The 18,328-nt window shown below is 40.9% G+C and carries 18 protein-coding genes; 11 read left to right on the top strand and 7 right to left on the bottom strand.

All coding sequences use genetic code 11. The features are described from left to right. Nucleotides 1-96 precede the first annotated feature (96 nt). From DUL71_RS18225 to map, 4 genes are all read right to left on the bottom strand, one after another. On the bottom strand, nt 97-1,425 hold the full coding sequence (locus tag DUL71_RS18225; RefSeq protein WP_114939448.1) for a hypothetical protein: 1,329 nt from the start codon (nt 1,423-1,425) through the stop codon (nt 97-99). A gap of 113 nt (nt 1,426-1,538) precedes the next feature. After that, nucleotides 1,539-5,210, bottom strand: coding sequence for an ABC transporter permease (locus DUL71_RS18220; RefSeq protein WP_114939447.1), 3,672 nt, complete (start codon nt 5,208-5,210; stop codon nt 1,539-1,541). Between the two features lie 136 nt (nt 5,211-5,346). Continuing rightward, nucleotides 5,347-5,832, bottom strand: a complete 486-nt coding sequence (locus DUL71_RS18215) for a hypothetical protein (RefSeq protein WP_161964464.1) — start codon at nt 5,830-5,832, stop codon at nt 5,347-5,349. Between the two features lie 103 nt (nt 5,833-5,935). Further along, nucleotides 5,936-6,700 (bottom strand): type I methionyl aminopeptidase, encoded by a 765-nt coding sequence (map, locus tag DUL71_RS18210; RefSeq protein WP_114939445.1) that lies wholly within the window; start codon nt 6,698-6,700, stop codon nt 5,936-5,938. Between the two features lie 209 nt (nt 6,701-6,909). Here map and DUL71_RS18205 point away from each other — a divergent pair, with 209 nt between their 5' ends. Continuing rightward, the gene (locus tag DUL71_RS18205) at nt 6,910-7,806 is read left to right on the top strand and encodes a glycosyltransferase family 8 protein (RefSeq protein WP_114939444.1); all 897 of its coding nucleotides are present in this window, start codon (nt 6,910-6,912) and stop codon (nt 7,804-7,806) included. A 113-nt stretch (nt 7,807-7,919) separates the two neighbouring features. Here DUL71_RS18205 and DUL71_RS18200 read toward each other — a convergent pair whose 3' ends face one another. After that, on the bottom strand, nt 7,920-8,660 hold the full coding sequence (locus DUL71_RS18200; protein ID WP_114939443.1) for a hypothetical protein: 741 nt from the start codon (nt 8,658-8,660) through the stop codon (nt 7,920-7,922). A gap of 292 nt (nt 8,661-8,952) precedes the next feature. Between DUL71_RS18200 and DUL71_RS18195 the strand changes: the two genes are divergently transcribed. Next, entirely contained in the window at nt 8,953-9,831 is an 879-nt protein-coding gene (locus DUL71_RS18195; RefSeq protein ID WP_114939442.1) for an alpha/beta fold hydrolase, read from the top strand. A 188-nt stretch (nt 9,832-10,019) separates the two neighbouring features. Further along, nucleotides 10,020-10,268 carry an FUSC family protein gene (locus tag DUL71_RS18190; RefSeq protein WP_114939441.1) on the top strand — a complete coding sequence of 83 codons (249 nt, stop codon included), beginning with the start codon at nt 10,020-10,022 and terminating at the stop codon, nt 10,266-10,268. A gap of 187 nt (nt 10,269-10,455) precedes the next feature. Here the strand turns inward: DUL71_RS18190 and DUL71_RS18185 are convergent, their stop codons facing one another. Together DUL71_RS18185 and DUL71_RS18180 are read right to left on the bottom strand one after the other, a co-directional pair. Next, nucleotides 10,456-11,106 (bottom strand): hypothetical protein, encoded by a 651-nt coding sequence (locus DUL71_RS18185; RefSeq protein ID WP_114939440.1) that lies wholly within the window; start codon nt 11,104-11,106, stop codon nt 10,456-10,458. Nucleotides 11,107-11,312: 206 nt separating this feature from the next. After that, nucleotides 11,313-11,618 (bottom strand): HNH endonuclease family protein, encoded by a 306-nt coding sequence (locus DUL71_RS18180; protein ID WP_114939439.1) that lies wholly within the window; start codon nt 11,616-11,618, stop codon nt 11,313-11,315. Nucleotides 11,619-11,894: 276 nt separating this feature from the next. Between DUL71_RS18180 and DUL71_RS18175 the strand changes: the two genes are divergently transcribed. The 8 genes from DUL71_RS18175 (at nt 11,895) to DUL71_RS18140 (ending at nt 18,214) form a co-directional block, all read left to right on the top strand. Then, entirely contained in the window at nt 11,895-12,713 is an 819-nt protein-coding gene (locus tag DUL71_RS18175) for a HipA family kinase (RefSeq protein WP_114939438.1), read from the top strand. Then, nucleotides 12,710-13,561 (top strand): DUF3037 domain-containing protein, encoded by an 852-nt coding sequence (locus DUL71_RS18170; protein WP_114939437.1) that lies wholly within the window; start codon nt 12,710-12,712, stop codon nt 13,559-13,561. The genes DUL71_RS18175 and DUL71_RS18170 overlap by 4 nt, the downstream gene beginning before the upstream one ends. Nucleotides 13,562-13,827: 266 nt before the next feature. Further along, on the top strand, nt 13,828-14,718 hold the full coding sequence (locus tag DUL71_RS18165) for an SDR family oxidoreductase (RefSeq protein ID WP_114939436.1): 891 nt from the start codon (nt 13,828-13,830) through the stop codon (nt 14,716-14,718). 6 nt (nt 14,719-14,724) lie between these two features. Continuing rightward, entirely contained in the window at nt 14,725-15,651 is a 927-nt protein-coding gene (locus DUL71_RS18160; protein ID WP_114939435.1) for an NAD(P)H-binding protein, read from the top strand. Nucleotides 15,652-15,667: 16 nt separating this feature from the next. Further along, the gene (locus tag DUL71_RS18155; protein ID WP_114939434.1) at nt 15,668-16,591 is read left to right on the top strand and encodes a helix-turn-helix domain-containing protein; all 924 of its coding nucleotides are present in this window, start codon (nt 15,668-15,670) and stop codon (nt 16,589-16,591) included. A 306-nt stretch (nt 16,592-16,897) separates the two neighbouring features. Further along, nucleotides 16,898-17,218 carry an ArsR/SmtB family transcription factor gene (locus DUL71_RS18150; RefSeq protein WP_114939761.1) on the top strand — a complete coding sequence of 107 codons (321 nt, stop codon included), beginning with the start codon at nt 16,898-16,900 and terminating at the stop codon, nt 17,216-17,218. Continuing rightward, nucleotides 17,215-17,715: an SRPBCC family protein gene (locus DUL71_RS18145; protein ID WP_114939433.1), complete on the top strand. Its 501-nt coding sequence runs from the start codon at nt 17,215-17,217 to the stop codon at nt 17,713-17,715. Before DUL71_RS18150 ends, DUL71_RS18145 begins: the two co-directional genes overlap by 4 nt. Before the next feature lie 70 nt (nt 17,716-17,785). Further along, nucleotides 17,786-18,214: a VOC family protein gene (locus DUL71_RS18140; RefSeq protein ID WP_114939432.1), complete on the top strand. Its 429-nt coding sequence runs from the start codon at nt 17,786-17,788 to the stop codon at nt 18,212-18,214. Nucleotides 18,215-18,328: the final 114 nt, after the last annotated feature.

Genomic DNA, 18,328 nt, shown 5'->3' with positions numbered 1-18,328 from the left:
ATGCCCCTAAAATAATATTAAAACGTTAGGGCCGCAAATAAGATCCGGAGCGTCATCGCCAGATAAACAAGGATTTTTAAAGGTATTCATTAGGCCTCATTCATCCAAAGGATCATGCCATTTTACGAAGCCGCTCACGGCGCTTTCCGCGTTTAGGTCTGAAATGATGCACCCTTGTATAGTCTCAATCGTTGGCTTTTCCACGTAAACAGTCTTTATCCATTTGTCGATGGTTTTATGATTTTTGAAAAGTTCAGGATGACGGTAATAATATTCAATTGCCGTTAGTCTTGATGTAGGATTGATGCTGTACATTAAAGTTACAATCTGATCTGGCGACAATCTTTTAATGATCTCTTTAAACATGGCCCGGTTTGAGGTAAGGCTTATCGGCAGCCCTCCATATTGACCATACACGGTTCCGGATAAGGGCGACATGTATTGCAGCATTTGAAGCGGAATGGCTCGCTTTTTATAACCGGAGCCGGCGAGATTACTTAGGGGAGCGAAAATGCGATCTTCCCTGAATTTATAATATAAACGGGCAGCAGAATCAACAGGCAGCGCTTTACGAAGTAAGGAATCATATTTATTTGCCAGCGTTTTTCTGTATGGGAGTTGCGAGGAAAGGGCATAACTAACAACCTTGCCGTTGTGTGTGTAATATTCAAGGGTTACAGAAATATATCCAGCTGCCTTGCCCGTGTATATATACGTCCATCCAAAACCCAAAGTATCTTGCCGGGGACGACTATCTGCTGGTGGGGCGAAGAAATCAACGACGGCCTGGGGGTTACTTTTATCTAATGCGACGACCTGGTTAATTAATTTGATATCGTTATTAACCCAATCGGTATGAAGTGTATCTTCCTCTATCCCTTCTACCCATTCTGTTTTGTAAGCAGCCATCCGCAAAAAATCAAACAGATAGGTGTATGGCTCAATTTTATGGGCATGTTTAACGCTTGCAGGCAATTTAATTTGTACAGAGGATTTAATGGCCGAGTCTATTACCATCAAATCCTCGGGGGTGAGGCTGCCGTTTTTTGCAATTACAAACTTCACATCGTCTACACGGCCGGCGGTATTAAACTGGAGCAGCAGTGTCATATCCGGGTTGCGGGCAAGCGCTATGGACCGTTGGCGCGAAATTGCTTTGATATATTTGCGTGCAAACTCCCCACGGTTAATAAAATCGCCATTGATATACGCCGCGTCGTTTGTTAGTGTTTTGTTTTCTTCTCCCGAATGTAGAAACGCCTTGTTGGTGCTTATGCTGTAGGTGTTTTTAGATGGCGTGATATAAACGACTTTCCCTCTGACTATCAAAGAGTCTTTATCAAATACCGATTGCGCAAAGCAGCGAGAGGTCCCTGAAATAAATACTAAAAAGAAAAATAAGGTATAGGTAGCTTTAAGCGTCATTTTAATCCCCAGAAGTTATAAGCCCTTAAAATTAAAAAATAAGCCCGATAACTTACCGGGGATGGATGTTAAAACAAAGTATTTATATTTTTTACCTTTTCTAAAGTCCATAATCATTCACTCCTTAAACTCTTCACCGGGTTTGCTTTTGCGGCCTTTATAGCCTGGAAGCTTATGGTAGCTAATGCAATAAATGTTGCAGCAAATCCGCCTGCGGCAAACAACCACCAGCTTATTTTGATGCGATAAACATAATCCTGCAGCCATTGGTGCATGTAATACCAGGCTATAGGCGTGGCTATGGCAAAGGCAATAGCAATGAGTATGATAAACTCTTTCGAGAATAGATAAACAATACTGCCCGACGTAGCGCCTAATACTTTACGAATGCCAACTTCTTTTATCCGCTGTACGGCCATGAACGAGGCTAAGCCATATAAACCAAGGCAGCTCAAAAATATCGCGATACCCGCGAAGATTTTATATAATTGGGCCAGTTGATTTTCCTGCTTGTAAAAGCCCGCGATTTTATCATCAAGGAATTTGTACTCATAAACAAAATCTGGAAATGTTTGCTCCCATACTTTTTTAACGGCTTCAAGCGTGGCCGGCATATTTGTGGTTGACAGCTTGATCCCGGCCTGGTTGTACATCACATTATCTGTAGTGACAAGCAGTGGCGCCAGTTCCTGGCGGAAGGACCGGTCGTTAAAATCTTTCAGTACACCAACAACAGGGCATTCGATCAGGCCGTCCCAGATACTTATTTCTTTATTTAGGATATCTTCAGGCTTTTTTATCCCTAAGTTTTTCAGCAGCGACTCGTTGACTAAGAACTCCCTCGTCATAGCGGATGGTTTCAGGTTTCGTCCGGCTATCAATTGTAGTTTATAAGCAGGTACATAATCCTGGTCGGCAAATTTGGTAATGGCTTTAAAGTCGGTTTCTTTTTGCGCGTGATCGTATTTGACAGCGCTCCAGGTATCGTTGCCATTTTCAATGGGTGTATTAGAACTGAAGCTAACCGATTTTACGTCAGTTATGGATGTCAGCTGGTTCTTTAAATATTCCATCTTGCTGAGGCGGACACTATCTACCCGGAAAGGAACATTGATAATGGCCTCTTTATCGAAGCCTAAAGGCTGATCCATAAAGTAATTCATCTGCTTTACGATGATGAGCGTTCCGATAATAAGTGCCTGCGCAATAATAAATTGGAATACCACCAATCCTCGTCTCAACGAAATACCATCTGCCCGGCCTGTTGAAAGTTTACTTTTTAAAGCATTAACGGGGTTAAAACGCGATAAAACAATGGAAGGGTAAAAGCCAGCCAACGCCGTTACCGCAACTGTTACAATTAAAAGGAATACAATAATTGCCGGGTTACTGAATATATTGAACGAAAGCGATAGCTCTAAAAGCGAACCTACGTAAGGTAACGCGAGTACAGTGATGATAATTGCGAACATTACAGCGCTTGCCACGATCAAAAATGTTTCGACGATGAACTGGAGTTGTAACTGAGATTTATTACTCCCCAAAACTTTCCTTACGCCAACCTCTTTTGCCCGGTTAACAGCCTGCGCCGTAGAGAGGTTTATAAAATTTACACAGGCAATTAACAAAATGAACGCCGCGATAAGCCACAATACATTAAGTAGTTCATGACTGATGGTTTTGTTGCTGTAATTGCCTACCTGGGTATCATAATGTACCGCGTTTAATGCCTGTATGCTATGACTGTCTTTATTATCGGCAGATTTTACCTTTTGTGAGAAGGCGCTTAGCTGCCGGTTAAAATTACCGGCAGAAAGGTTTTGAGGCAATAAGATGTAGCATCCAAAATCGGCTACCGTTCTGTTCCAATCGGTTGATTTTGCTAAATAGTCGCCTGTAAACCCTGTGCCGAAGCTAATCACGAGTTTCAGCTGAAAGTCGGAGTTTGCCGGGATGTTTGCCAGGATCCCCGAAACTCTTAATACATCCGTGCCGTGCTCAAACATAAAGCCGCCCATTTCCAGTTTAATGGTTTTACCCATCGCGGATTTCCAATCGCCAAAATACTTTTCAGCAACCTCTTTAGTAAGCAATACATTGTCCGGATCTTTTAATGAAGCATAGGAGCCGGCAAGCAGCGGAAAGTCGAAAATTTTAAAGAATGAAGGATTGGCATAAAAAAGGCCCCTTTGTTCCTTGAACATTTTTACGGTAGTACCATTTTCATCGGGGATTAGCAACTGGTCGTTTTGGCTGGCAAAAATGGGTGCTACCTGTTCTATTTGCGGGAAGGCCGTCTTTAATCCTAACGGCAGGGGAAAGGGGATGTCTTTGCCATAAGTAATATTGCCTGTTTCGGCGTGATGGTATTCAGTTAATACACGAAAAATGCGATCTTTTTTGGAGTGAAAATTATCAAAGCCTGTTTGAAATTGTATAATGATAAAAATCACCATACAAACGGCAATACCCACAGCCAAACCGGTGATGTTAATGGCGGCATAGCTTTTATTCCGGGTTAAATTACGCCATGCGATTTTAAAATAATTCTTAAACATAAAGTTGCGGTTAAATTTGTCGTGAACCCATTTAGTGGCGGATTCTTGATTTAAAATTACCGGCGCAACTTGTGCTTCACTTCTCAAATTATAAGATGGCAACTCTTTTTTAAGCCCGTTTTTATATTCCTGGGGGCTTTTACCTGTTATTTGCTTAAAAATACGGTTAAATGAACTTTGTGAATTAAACCCGGATTCATAGGCGATTCCCAACAAGGTGATATGATCATAAGCGGCATCCTGCATTTTACGGATGGCCGATTGTACCCGATATTCATTGATAAAATCATTGAAGCTTTTTTTAAGTACAGTATTGAAGATCCGAGATAATTCATGGGTTGTTAAGCCAAGTTTTTCGGCAAGAGAACTCAAGCTTAGCGCCGGATCCTGGTAGTATTGGGTTTCTTTAATCGCTCTTTTTAGCCAGATCCCTTTTTGCCTCAGATCCTCCGGTAATGATGGCTTTAAAACCGGTGCAGTAATTGGCAGGGCTGTAATCTCGGGTCTTAAAAAAGCCCTTGCGGCCATCCAGACGATCATTAACATTAAAAGCAGGTACAGGGGATAGTAAGCCTGGGCGCCTAATTGGTGATTGTAATAGAAATAATCAGCCGCCATGAAGGGGATCCACAGGATCCATAACAGGCCGAAAGCCAATAGTAGATTATTTATCCACTGTAATTCGTGCCGGTACCGGTCGCCTCCGTTAAATTTTTGCCGCTGATAGAAATTTTCGATTAGCGTTCGGCACAGGTATAAATAGACAATCACCGAGATAAATGCCAATGCCTGCAATGCTGGATTTACCCACTGAAATATCGGTGTATCATAAGTAGGAGCACCTGTTTTTATGCTTTCAATAGTTGCAGAGATATGGGCACTTACCTCAAGGAGCAACGGACTAAAATGCAGCAGATCCTTACGTCTGAATTTATATTCGGGCCGGGTTACTTTGAGTACATAAAAAAACAGGAGCGGGCCTATGGCCAATGAAAATTGCAGCGGCAGCCGGCTCCAGGAAGGGGTATAGGCCGACAGTTGAATGTCAATTGCAAGTATCCGTGCTATCCACAAAACGGCGGCAGCCAATGCCGTAGCCAGAAAGCGATTTGCAGACCGGCTGGTTTTCCCGGCGAACCATAAAAGCAGGATAAAAGTGAGGCCGATAAATAGCATCCCAAAAAACGCGGCATCATAAAGGGAAATATGGAATGTATACGGTTTCAAACTGGTTAACTCAATAAATCATCACTCCAAATTAGTAAAATACTAATAGATAAAATGTTAACGAATTAATTAAAATGGATGATAAACTAAAGTAGAATAGAGTAACGCTTGTTTGGGACAATGATAATCCGGATATTTAGCGTATTTTTTTAAAAAGCATGACCATGGCTAAATCAGGATCATCAAAAGTAACTATCAATCCGTAAGGTGTTTCATTACCTGTAAAACCAATATTTGTTAAACTTTCATCAATAGCTGTTAACGTAATTCCCCAGTTTGGTTTTGGATGTCCCCATCCGGTATCAATGGAGCCAATTGTTTCAATTTTCCAGTTTCCTTTGGCAGAAATGTATTTATGATTTTCGGCGTCGGGCCCACCAAAAACATTTGGTATATCAATGGCTAGGTATGTACCATCTGATTTTAAGGTGATTGTTGCCTTCAGCCCACGTTTGTCAATCGGGGCTTCAGAAATAGTTTGCTCTTTAAACCGATAAATACCTATAATATCTTCCCTTCTAGGTTGTTCTGTGGTCATGTCGCCAGCATATGGGTCAGACTGGCAACCCAATATCAGCAGAGAACAAGCTAATGAGAAAATAATTAGGATAAGATTTTTCACTCATTAAAAATAAAGCCTTTGGATAAACATCCAAAGGCTTGCATATGATTTTCAGAAACCTCGTCGTTCTGTTTGATTACTTCAGCGTGCGTACTTGACAGAATTAATCCCAAATGCCATTCTGTGAAGTAAATATCACCGGTGCGCCACCAGTTACCATAATGGTATGCTCATGCTGTGCAACAAAGCCACCTTTATTACCTTTTAGTGTCCAGCCATCAGCTTGCGTATCGGCAATGGTTGATTTTGTTGAAATGAATGTCTCTATCGCCACTACCGAATTTTTTTTAAAACGTGTGGTATTATACCTGTCGCAAAAGTTGGCAATCTCGTGTGGTTCTTCATGCAGGCTGCGGCCAACACCATGACCTGTCAGGTTTTTTATCACGGTGTAACCGGCCTTTTTAGCTTCAGTTTCAATCAACTTGCCGATTTCTGAGATCCTGACGCCGCCTTTAATATTGCTGATGGCTTTTTTTAAGATCTCCTTAGATGCCTCTACCAGTTTGCCGTGGCCGTGGATATCCTCTCCAAGAATGAAAGAGCCGCCGTTATCGGCCCAGTAACCATTCAGCTCCGCCGATACATCGATATTCACCAGGTCACCTTCTTTAAGAATTTGATCTGCCGAGGGTACACCATGCGCAACCTCATCATTAACGCTTATGCAAGTATAGCCGGGAAACTCATAGGTAAGCAAAGGGGCCGACTTTGCGCCCAGTTGCGTGAGTAATTCGCCGCCATATTCATCAAGCTCTTTGGTAGATATACCCGGTTTAGCGTAATCACGCATTTTCTTGAGCGTAATGGCTACGGCGTCACTTGCCTGCTGCATGCCGTTTCTTTCGTCTTCGGTACTTATCGACATCTTTTAATTTTTATCTGCTGCAAAATTAACAATTAATATACATGGCTCCATTTACCCAGTGTCAGTTTATAAGCAGCACATCAAAAAAACTGAGTAATGGTTCATGGTTTTTTCATGGATTATCTGTGAAAAACCGTTCAATTGCGGGTAATATGCTACGATTTTTCCAACAACTATACGTTGTATTCGTAAAGCGGTAGCTTTGCTTTATGAATGTAGCCTTTTGTGTTAACAAGCTTGCACTCATTGGTTTGGGTGTAACTTTGAACTCCCTCGCTCAAAATTGTTTCCGCGCAAAATCCTTAAATATCTGGTTTTTGTGTGCCGATTTGAGCGATGTTGATAAATCAAATATCAGTCATTTATTAGAAGACGCCAACTATTCCGGAAGCTGGCATTTTATAGATTTTGATCCGGTAAAACATTTCGGACAACTCCGGTCATTACATGGCGACTGGACACCTTACGGCAGGTTACTGCTCCCCGAAATTTTAACCACGGAAAAGACGGTATTATACCTTGATGCCGACCTGGTAGTTGATTTAGATGTTACCGATTTGGAGGACTTTGATATAGGGGATGCAGCTATAGCGGCTGTGGCAACCGGCACTGTTGAATACGCGATAGAGCATAAGTTCCTGATCAGAGAATTCAATTTATCGCCCGAGTCACCATATTTCAATTCGGGTGTATTGTTGATGAACCTTGATGTTTGGAGGCGTGATAATATAAAACAGGCTTGTTTGGATGTGGGAGATAAATTCTCCTCAGAGCTTCTTGCGGTAGATCAGACCATTTTAAACGCCTTATTCAGCAATAAATTTAAAACCCTTCCCCGCAGGTTTAATTGTGCCTGGTATGCAAATTTTGAAAGGCCGGATTTAGCCGAGCGGATGATATTTCATTTTGTAGGTTCGCCCAAGCCTTGGGATTTATTTGCTTTTGCCTTACATCAGGGCTATGCAGAATGGGAAAAGTATTTAACGAGATTTTGGGCTTCTAAATACAGAAGAACAACGTATGGCGACCTGGTAAGGGCATGGAATATCCGGCGCTCATACGGAAGATTGATCAAGTATAAACTCAAAACCCCAACCTCAAAGTAAGAGGGTTGAGTGCTTCTTTTATCAGTCTATAAACGTCAAAAAGCCGCTCTGCATTTTCAGAGCGGCTTTTTTATCGTCTTTATGAGATTGTTGAATGCGTGATTTAATTTCTATCAATTAGCCCGTGTGCTGTATGAAAGATCAAAATGAAGGCGTAGATAACCATTGTCCAATTTTTTCCGATGACCGGCAGCATCAAATACAAGTGCGGTAAATTTTGCCTCCAGGTTGTAATGACCGCCATCTTCAAATGCTGATTTGGTAAAGCTTGTGATTTCGAATGTAGAGCTTTTTTGGAACCCTGTTGGAAGCTCAACAGTATTTAGTCCATTATAAGCATTATAAGATAAATAGTCTTCATTATTGGCTGATACACTGATAGCGATACCATTTTGTGAATTTTTCCATTCAAAGTCTTCTGCTAAGGGGTGTTTGCCGGTAGTGAATAATTTAAGCACATCACTTAGCCCTGGCATCCAGGTAGAGCCCGCTTTTTGCCTGATATATTTTTTTAAAAAGAATACTTGTATATGTGCGCCGCTGGTAGCTATTAAATTTTTCTGATAATACATTACAGAATCCGGAGCGCCAACAAGTGAATACGCGTATTTATTGGTGTTATCGGGATAAATAAGCTTCCGGTTTGCATCCTGCGCACCGGCCGAAGATGAATTAATGTTTACACCACCGGCCGAATATGTTTTACCGTCAATAATATAAGAAACCGAATCTCTGATAGCTGTTGTTGCTGGAAGAGCGGGCTTGCTTGGAGTAGTTTCCTGGTTACTGTCTTTTTTACATGATACAAATGCCGAAAAAAGTAAAAAGGCATAGATAAGGTTAAGGTTTTTCATGAATTTAATTAAAACGCAAATAAAAGCATTTTAATTGATTCTGTTTGTTGTTGTTCAAACTAAAGGCCACAGTTATTAACTATAAGGGGGAATTTATTTACTGATTGTTTTTTATCTTGTAATATTAAATAGGGGGGAGTTATTTGTTGATAAACGATGTCGGCAGAGAAAGAGAACGTCAACATCTTGTCGCGATTTCCCCCTTAACTTGTCGTTTTTACACAGGACAAAATCCTGAAATGTCATTGATCTTTGTATTGTCAATCAAATCGAAACAATTAAAAAACATCTTATGAAAAGAATACTTAAAGGATCTAATATCCTTCGGTCTGCATCAATAATTGCTGTGCTTCTTTTTACCACTGTACTTCGGTCAAAAGGGCAACAAAGCAAACCTGCTGAAAGCGGCTATGCACCGGTTAATGGCATTAAAGTTTATTATGAAGTTTATGGTACAGGTAGGCCTATAGTTTTATTGCATGGTGCTTTTATGACTATTGCCGATAACTGGGGCCAGTTAATCCCCGAGCTTTCTAAAACGAGGAAAGTAATTGCCATTGAAATGCAGGGGCACGGGCATACGCAATTTTCAGAGCGAAAATTATCACATACTGCTATGGCCAGTGACGTGGAAGGTGTAATGGATCATTTGAAAATTGACAGCGCCGATGTTGTAGGTTATAGCATGGGCGGTTCTATCGCCTATAAGTTTGCTATCCAAAGCCCTAAACGCGTAAAAAAATTAGTGATCATTTCGTCTACCTATAAAAGCAATGGCTGGCTACCTGAAGTAACCGCCGCTTTTAAATCGTGGAAGCCGGAATTTTTTACAAACACCCCGATGAAAGCCGCGTATGATCAAGTGGCCCCCGACAAAACTAAATGGACAAAGTTCATAGAACAGATGATCGCTTTCGCCGCGGAACCGTTTGATTTTGGTGATGACAATATTGCTAAAATTACGGCCCCTGTTTTGATCATAGCCGGCGACAATGACGGGCTTGATAAAGTTGAGCTGGCAAAAACATATAAACTATTGGGCGGCGGTGTTATTGCCGATATGGGGCCGATGCCAAAATCGCATTTGGCTATTGTTCCGGCGCAAGGGCACGTGAGCCTGATGATGCAGACGAGCACCATACTGGGATATTTGAATGGCTTTTTGAAGTAAACACAATTGTATCGGAAATTATCTTGAAAATAGCTTTGCCTATGGCCGGTGTTAACGCTGGCCATTTTGCTTGTTGATGGTTTTGACTAATTGTCTATCGGAGATTTATTATTTCGTAAACTTGTGGCATGGAAAGTAGCCTGCAAGCAATACTACCCATAGCTTAACCGTCAAAAGATATCACATCAATGGAACAAAAAGACTTATCACAACTAACAAACGAAGAATTATTACAAGAGGCAAAAAAAATTAAATCGGGCAATATTTTAGATGCGACAATCATCGGTTTTTTAATTGGGGTTGCCGTTTACAGTACTGTTAGAAATGGTTTTGGTTTCCTGACTTTTCTTCCGCTTATCTATTTACCAATAGCAGCTAAGAATAAACTGAGAAATAAGGAAGTAGAAAAGCTGGTAAAAGAAAAAGGTTTAAAATAGGCGCACGAGTGAGCTAGTCAAGGGTTAGTTATGTTGGTAATACCGTGCCACTTTTTTGTAAAAAGCGCTTTACAGCAGTAGGGCGATTTTAGAAGCCGTTGAGTGGAAAATTACAGAATTCCTCTTCATCGGATTTAAAAAGTTTAACTTACTAATAAACTACTGTTAATCTAAAAGTCTGTATATTTTACCTCAAACGGTTTCTTATTCTGGAAAAGAGTGATCCTCTTGCTTTTGATTGTTCTTTTTCTACTTTTCTTGCCCTTTTGATGCTTTCAAGCAATTGCAAAACCCAGCTAAGCGTTCTCTGTGCAGTCCATACTTTATTGTCTTCTATAAATTTTCGGTCGTGTTTATGTGGTAAATGCCATAGTAAGGTTACCCTATCATGCTCAAACAACGGCGATAATGTAAATACGATAATGGGATTCTCAGAGTTAATAGCAATTAGATAATTAGGATTTGAGCTAAAATAGAATGGATTGTTATTTGAGTTATCAAGATCATTTTGGGCAGCGTAATGAATTAAGAAATCCCATTCTGCAGATGTTATTGTCATCATTTTATAACGTTCCCTTGATTGATGTAACTCAAGGTTGCCGATACCCATAAAGTTTTTAAACCTTGGTAAAAACTCCAGATACACGCTTAAAAAATCCTTTAGAATAGTTAATAGTTGGTTATAAGCCTCTTTTTTCAAGTGAAGCGAACTTGTGCCAATAATAACAAATGCTGTCTCACTTTTCTCATTATAGTAATGTAGTATCACTTCTTCTAGCATATATTCTTTGCTCCGTTCAATTAAATGCACAATCTGATCATGATTTAACGCAATCATGTTGCTGACCTCGTAAAACTCGATAGCACAACTACCCAACTCAATAAATTTCGATGGCAAAAGAGCATTTAAGACAATTAATGTATCAGAGTTAAAATATGATGGACTGAATGCAGATTCGTTATGGTTGACAATTGAATAGCTTTTTACAAATTGTATTTTTTCCTTTAGCTTGCGATTTTTAATTGCCTTTTTACATTCCTCTTCTATTTTTGCTTTTTTTTCCGGGCATAAGCCAAATAAAATCGTTCAGAAGATTCATTAAAAGCGATATGCGATTTTTGCCGGTTTAGCAACTTAGAGGTTGGCAATAAATTGTCCAATGAATTCAAGCTAAAATCAGGGCCTAAATCATATTTAGAAATTTTTTCTTGGAGTAATGTTTTATCTGTCGATTTTGGAATGATATGATCTATTTCCAGGTCTTCAAAATTCTCTATCATATCTCCACTATATGCATCTCTTTTTCCATGCGCTACCCATATGGCGTATCTTAATTCACTTCTGAGCATCTTAAATTGACTAATCTTACAGAAGTAAAATTATACAAATTTAAAGAAGTTGGCCAATCGGTTTTACTGTCTGCAAGATAATATAATTAATAAAGCGAGCCGTTTGATAGTAGTTTGCTGCCCTTATGAGTCTCATGAAAAATTAATTGTTAATATTTTGTTATATGAATCCGAAATGCCTGTCATTTGGAAACGCACAAAGCATATCGTTGTGCAAGGCATCACGCTATTTGATTATATGATAATTTATTATCTTTGTTAATTATATTTGTATCTGTGCTTAAACTATCACATCTTGATTATTTCTTGCCAACCGTCGAAGCCCTTGGCGCAGGTGTTATTCTGCGTACAGGGACAACGCTCCCGCAGATAGTGAATGGCGTTTGTATTCAAACAGGTATCAAGTCAGATTATGTAGTGAAGTTTATCAGATCAACGCGTATGTCGCCAGAAGCAAGCGCGAGAGAACTAATTGCAGCTTTGATGGCGCGTGAGCTAGATTTCACTGTTCCGGAACCTGTTGTAATTCATATTTCTGAGGCTTTTATTGAAACCATGCAAGGCAACGAAAACTTTGAAGTTGCAGCTAACAGTCTGGGGTTTAATTTCGGGAATGAATATAAAACCGGATATATTCCCGTTTTAAAAGATCAGACAATCAGCGGAGTATTGGAGGCAAAGTTAATCGACTTGTATGCTTTTGATCTAATGATCAGCAATGCCGATCGGAGAATTGAAAAGCCTAATTTTTTGACTGATGGGGACGACATTCTGATCTTTGATCATGAGCTTGCATTCGGGTTTACCTTGGAGCTTCCCTTTTTAAGGAATTCTGAACCATGGACCATCAGGCACCAGGACTTAAACTGGATAAGGGATAATTTTTGCTTCGATAGATTAAAAGGTAAACAATTTGATTTTTCTGGCTTTCAACGAAGGCTGGAGGTCATCGACAATGTGTTTTGGAATAAAATAGAAACTATTTTGCCTGCTGGTTGGTTAACTGAACAAATATCCGATATTAAAGGTTATCTAAATCAGTTGATTGCGCACGCAGACTTATTTGCAAATGAACTAAACCGGATACTGTTATGAAAACGTTTGAGTATCAAGTTGTCAGGTATTTGCATGATCGAACTACTGGAGAGTTCGTTAATGTGGGTATTGTGCTTTTTGAACCTGAAAGCCGCTTTTTAGATGCTAAGGTATTGACGAAATTTAGTCGTATTTCCAATTTCTTTGAAGAGTTTAATGGTTATTTTTTGCTTAGCACTTTAAAGCATTTTCAGAAAGAGATACGCTCAGTCAATGTAGATCTTTTGTTTTTTAATTCAAGCGATTTTATTAAGTTTCCCGACAAATTCGGTCTGCTGGAAATTACCAATAAGATATTAATCCCAGATGATAGCGCGTTGTTTGTTTCCGAGTCAAAGAAAGCGCTAGACCTCGATGCGCAGAAAGCGTTAGATGATCTGTATGACCGCTTGGTTGATAAATATACAACAGATTCTGCGAAAGAAATACACTCTGATGCTTATGCTTGGAACAAAATATACAAAACGCATTTCGATAAATTAGGGATTACTGCTCAACTAAAAGATCATACTGTTAAAACGGATAATGACCAAATCAAATTCGATAAAGCATGGAAAAATGGCGTATGGAACTGTTATCAGAGTTTATCGTTCGACCTAAAAAAGGACGATGCTATCAAAAATAAAGTTTATAAATGGTCAGGTATTATCAAGGAGCTCGAATCATCAAAGGAAAAAATCAATCTTTATTTTTTGACTACGTCTCCAAAAGCCAATGAACACCTAAAGTCCTTTATTAAGGACACTCTTTCTCAGTCTGATGCTGATATTAACGTTACTATTGTTACAGAAAATGAAGCAGAGCAATTTGCAAGAAAAGTTAAGACAGCACTCGAGAAAACTTATTAAAAAGGATATAATCTTTATTGGGAGAACGTTCAGAACTTAATATCTGATCAAATCTTGGAAAAGCTTTGGATAGAATGCACGCGCGAAGGGTGTGTTCGGCCTGTAAAATCTTTTATGTTAGTTAAAGGGCTGGGTACGGAAGCAACGTTCGATAATAAACACGAGGTTATTTATCTATACTAAGTATTCCGACTAAATCAAACGCAGATTTGGATAAATCCAGCAATTGATATCGCCCCATCTTTGTATCAACAAAAAGATACAAAATGAAAGTATTTGTTACAGGAGCAACGGGCTTTATCGGAACTGCTATTGTGCAGGAGTTAATCGGTGCCGGTCACCAGGTATTGGGATTGGCACGTTCGGATGCGTCGGCCCAAAAGTTGATCGCTGCAGGTGCCGAAGTTCATCGGGGCGATCTGGAAGATTTGGAAAGCCTTCGTAGCGGTGCCGCCGTTGCTGACGGCGTAATTCATGCCGGGTTTGTCCACGATTTTACGCGTTTACAGGAAATTTGCCAAATAGATAAAACCGCTATTGAAACCATAGGCGATGTACTGGCAGGTTCTAACCGTCCGTTCATTGTTGCCTCGGGTACTGCGCTGGTGAGCCCCGGAAAAATAGCCACCGAAGATATTATTCCGCCGGTTAGTCCGGGTTGGCCGCGTGCTTCCGAACAAACAGCCGATGCCGTAGCTGCAAAGGGTATTCGTGCCGCAGCCGTTCGCCTGTCGCCATCGGTACATGGCAATGAAGATAAACACGGTTTCATTCCCATACTGGTGAATATCGCCCTCGAAAAAGGTGTTTCGGCGTATATCGGAGAGGGTTCTAACCGCTGGAACGCTGTACACCGCCTGGATGCAGTTAGACTTTTCCGCCTTGCGTTAGAAAATGCTGAACCCGCAGCCCGTTATCATGCCTCGGTCGAAGAAGCCATCCCTGTTAAAACAATAGCCGAAGCTATAGGCCGGGAGTTGAACTTGCCGGTAGTTTCCATTGCCCCGGAAGTCGCTGCCGAACATTTTGGCTGGTTTGCGCACATGGCAGCCATTGATTGCCCGGCATCAAGCGAATGGACCCAGCAAACCTTGAGCTGGAAGCCAACCCACAGTACTTTGCTTGAGGATATCGCAAATGGTATTTATACCAAGTAATAAGCCATGAAAATTATTATAACTGGCTCGTTGGGTAATATCAGCTTACCACTAACGCAGATTTTAGTTGCCGGAGGGCATCAATTAACGGTAATAAGCAGCAATCCGGCGAAGCAAACAGCGATTGAAAAGTTAGGGGCTACAGCCGCCATCGGTTCTATGTCGGATGGCGGCTTCCTGGCCGATACCTTTAAAGGAGCCGATGCTGTTTATGCCATGATCCCGCTGAGCTTTACTGAACCCGACCTTGGTGCCTATATGCACCGGATTGCACAAAATTATGCTGCCGCCCTTCAGTCGGCAGGGGTAAAACGGGTTGTATTATTAAGCGGATGGGCGGCAGATTTGGTTAAAGACGAAAATGTTGAGCACTTGTTTGACGGACTAAACGCATCTGTAACCATTATGCGGCCAGCTGCTTTCTACACCAATTTTTACCAGTCCATTGACCTTATCAGGGGTAAAAACTTTATCGGCAAATTCCTTACCCTGCGCTATTCGGGCCTTTGGGCATTGCTAAGCGGCAAAACAGGCTTGTTGATGGGCAACTATGGCGGGGATGACCGTATTGTTTTCGTATCGCCAAAAGATATTGCCGATGCCGTTGCAGAAGAACTGCTGTTGCTGCCACAGGAAAAAACGGTCAGGTATGTAGGCAGCGAAGAAATGACCTGTAACGAAGCTGCCCGGATAATAGGGACCTCGGTAGGGAAGCCTTGGCTAAAATGGGTGCGACTTTCAGACAAAGAAATGTTGCAGGGATTGAAGATGGCTAAAGTGCCCGAGAAATTGGCGGAAACGCTTATTGAAATGGGGGCAGCAATGCACAGCGGCAAAACGCTCGAAAATTTTCATAAAGCCAAACCGAAGATGGGTAAGGTAAAACTCGCAGACTTCGCGAAGGAATTTGCGGTGGTTTATCAGCAGAAATAACGATCTTTAAGAAGATATGAATAATCAACCTTTATATCGGTTCCATTCAATCACGGAATATCACCGGGCTGCGGGCCTGCCTGCGCCCGCTCATCCGCAGATTAGTCTTGTGCGCATGGAGAACCTGACCCGCCCACTGGCAGAAGGTTCCTTTAGCCTGATCTATGATTTTTATTCCATCTCGATGAAAAGGGTGAAGAATGTAAAATTTAAATATGGGCAGCAGGCCAGTGATTTTGATGAAGGTGTGCTGTTCTTCATGTCGCCCGGCCAGGTGTTTGGTGTAGAAATAGAAAAAGGACGTGAAATGCACCACCCTGAAGGGTGGATGCTACTCATTCACCCGGATTTTTTATGGAATACACCGCTTGCTAAAAACATCAAGCAATACGAGTTTTTTGGTTATTCGGTTTATGAGGCGCTTTACCTTTCCGATAAAGAGGAAGCGATGCTCAATACCATTACGCAAAATATCGAGCAGGAATATAATGCCAATATCGACCGCTTTAGCCAGAGTGTGATCATTGCCCAGCTTGAATTGCTGCTGACCTATTCAGAGCGGTTTTACCAGCGGCAGTTCATCACCCGCAAAATTGCTAACCATGAAATTTTAACCAAGCTTGAAAATCTGCTTGCCGGTTACTTTGACAGCGGTGAGCTTGCCAGGAAAGGATTGCCAAGCGTTACTTACATTGCTGAAAGCCTGAATATATCACCCGGATACCTGAGTGGACTGCTTAAATCTTTAACCGGGCAAAATACTCAGCAACACCTGCACAATAAACTGATTGATCTGGCCAAGGAGAAACTTTCAACAACAAACCTCAGCGTGAGCGAAATTGCCTACGAACTGGGCTTTGAGCACCTGCAATCCTTCAGTAAGCTGTTTAAAACTAAAACAAACCTGTCGCCATTGGAGTTTCGGCACTCGTTTAACTGATTTGTATATCTCGGCCACAACCCGGGGCATTTCGATCATGGAGGGGTATTGTTATTTTATGATTCAAATGGTTTAGCCGGTGTTACATACAAAATATCTCCAGTACTTTGATTCCTCATCTTCCCAAAGCCCTACCGCTTCTTTTTTGCGAATTGGCCAGTTTCTTAAGTTTCGCTCATTTTCAAGAACCATTAAAGCTCCCTTGTAACCCACTCTCAAAAAAATAATTGTAAATAAATTTGCGCAACTCAAAAGTTGCATATATATTCGTATATGCAACTTTTGGGTTGCGCTTTTGTATTGAAAATGAAACAGGATATATTTCAGGCTATAGCCGACCCGACACGGAGAGCTATTTTAGCTTTAATTGCTATTCAGGCTTTAACGCCTAATGCAATGGCCGAAAAATTTGACATGAGCCGCCAAGCGGTATCGAAACATATTAAGGTATTACACGAATGCGATTTAATTAAACCCGAACATTCTGGCAGGGAAATTTATTACCATTTTAATGTAAAGAAGATGCAGGAGTTTGATAATTGGTTAGCGCAATTGAAGCAAAGCTGGGAAACTCAATTTAATCAACTGGATAAAGTATTATCAACAATTAAACAACAAAGAAAATGAACAACGATTTGCTATTTGATTTTACTGTTGACAAAGCAGCGCAAACTGTTTTTATAACCCGGGAATTTGATGCGGAGCTCCCGTTGGTATGGGATGCTTTTACCAAAGCCGAAATACTTGACCAATGGGCGGCACCTGCGCCTATGCGCAGTAAAACCAAGCATATGGATTTTACAGTTGGAGGCCGGAGGTTTTACGCGATGATAAGCCCCGACGGACAGGAGCGCTGGCTGCTTCAGAAATATACTTCCATCACGCCCAAAACCAATTTTAAACTATACAACACTTTTGCTGACAAAGACGAAAATCCCGAATTACCGGGTTCTGAATGGGATTACAGCTTCAGCGAACAAAATGGAATAACAAAAGTGAATATCTCCATTTATAATGAGTCGCTTGAACGAATGGAAAGGCTGACGGATGGTTTCAGCAAAGGATTTACTTTGATGTTAGCAAACCTGGACGAGCTACTTATAACCTTATCGCAAAAATCATAAGAGAAAATAGCCGATTAGGTCAATAACCTAATAGATAATAAAAGAACATAACAATTTAAAAACCAAAATTATGAGAGCAATTAATCCCTGGATCAACTTCAATGGTAATGCCCAGGAAGCATTCAATTTTTACAAATCAGTTTTTGGCGGAGAGTTCACCAAGATCATCCGTTTCAAGGATTTGGCAAGCGCCGAATTTAAGGTGGCGGAAAGTGAAGAAAACAAGATAATGTACATCGGACTACCTATCGGCAAACACAATGTGTTGATAGCCAATGATGTTCCTGAATTTGTAGGACGGGTAAGCGAAAATGAAAACCGGTCTAAAATATATGCAAGTGCCGAAAGCCGTGAAGAAGCCGACAAAATATTTAACGGATTATCAGCAGGGGGAGAGGTTGAAGGCCCGATCGGCGACAGTCCCTGGGGTACATATGCCGGTATGTTCAGAGATAAATATGGGATTGAATGGATTGTAGAATTTGATCCAAGTTTATAAGGGGTAAAATTTCAAAATTGTCCCACGTAAAAAGCCGCCTAACGAAAGTTGAGCGGCTTTTTACGCATTCAGGATTTAGACTTCTGCTCTAAAAATTCATGCTTACTATGGTTT

It is taken from the genome of Mucilaginibacter endophyticus (genome assembly GCF_003351025.1).
Taxonomy (GTDB): Bacteria; Bacteroidota; Bacteroidia; order Sphingobacteriales; family Sphingobacteriaceae; genus Mucilaginibacter; species Mucilaginibacter endophyticus.
The sequence above is the reverse complement of the archived record's forward strand: the minus strand, read 5'-3'. Positions and strand labels throughout refer to the sequence as shown.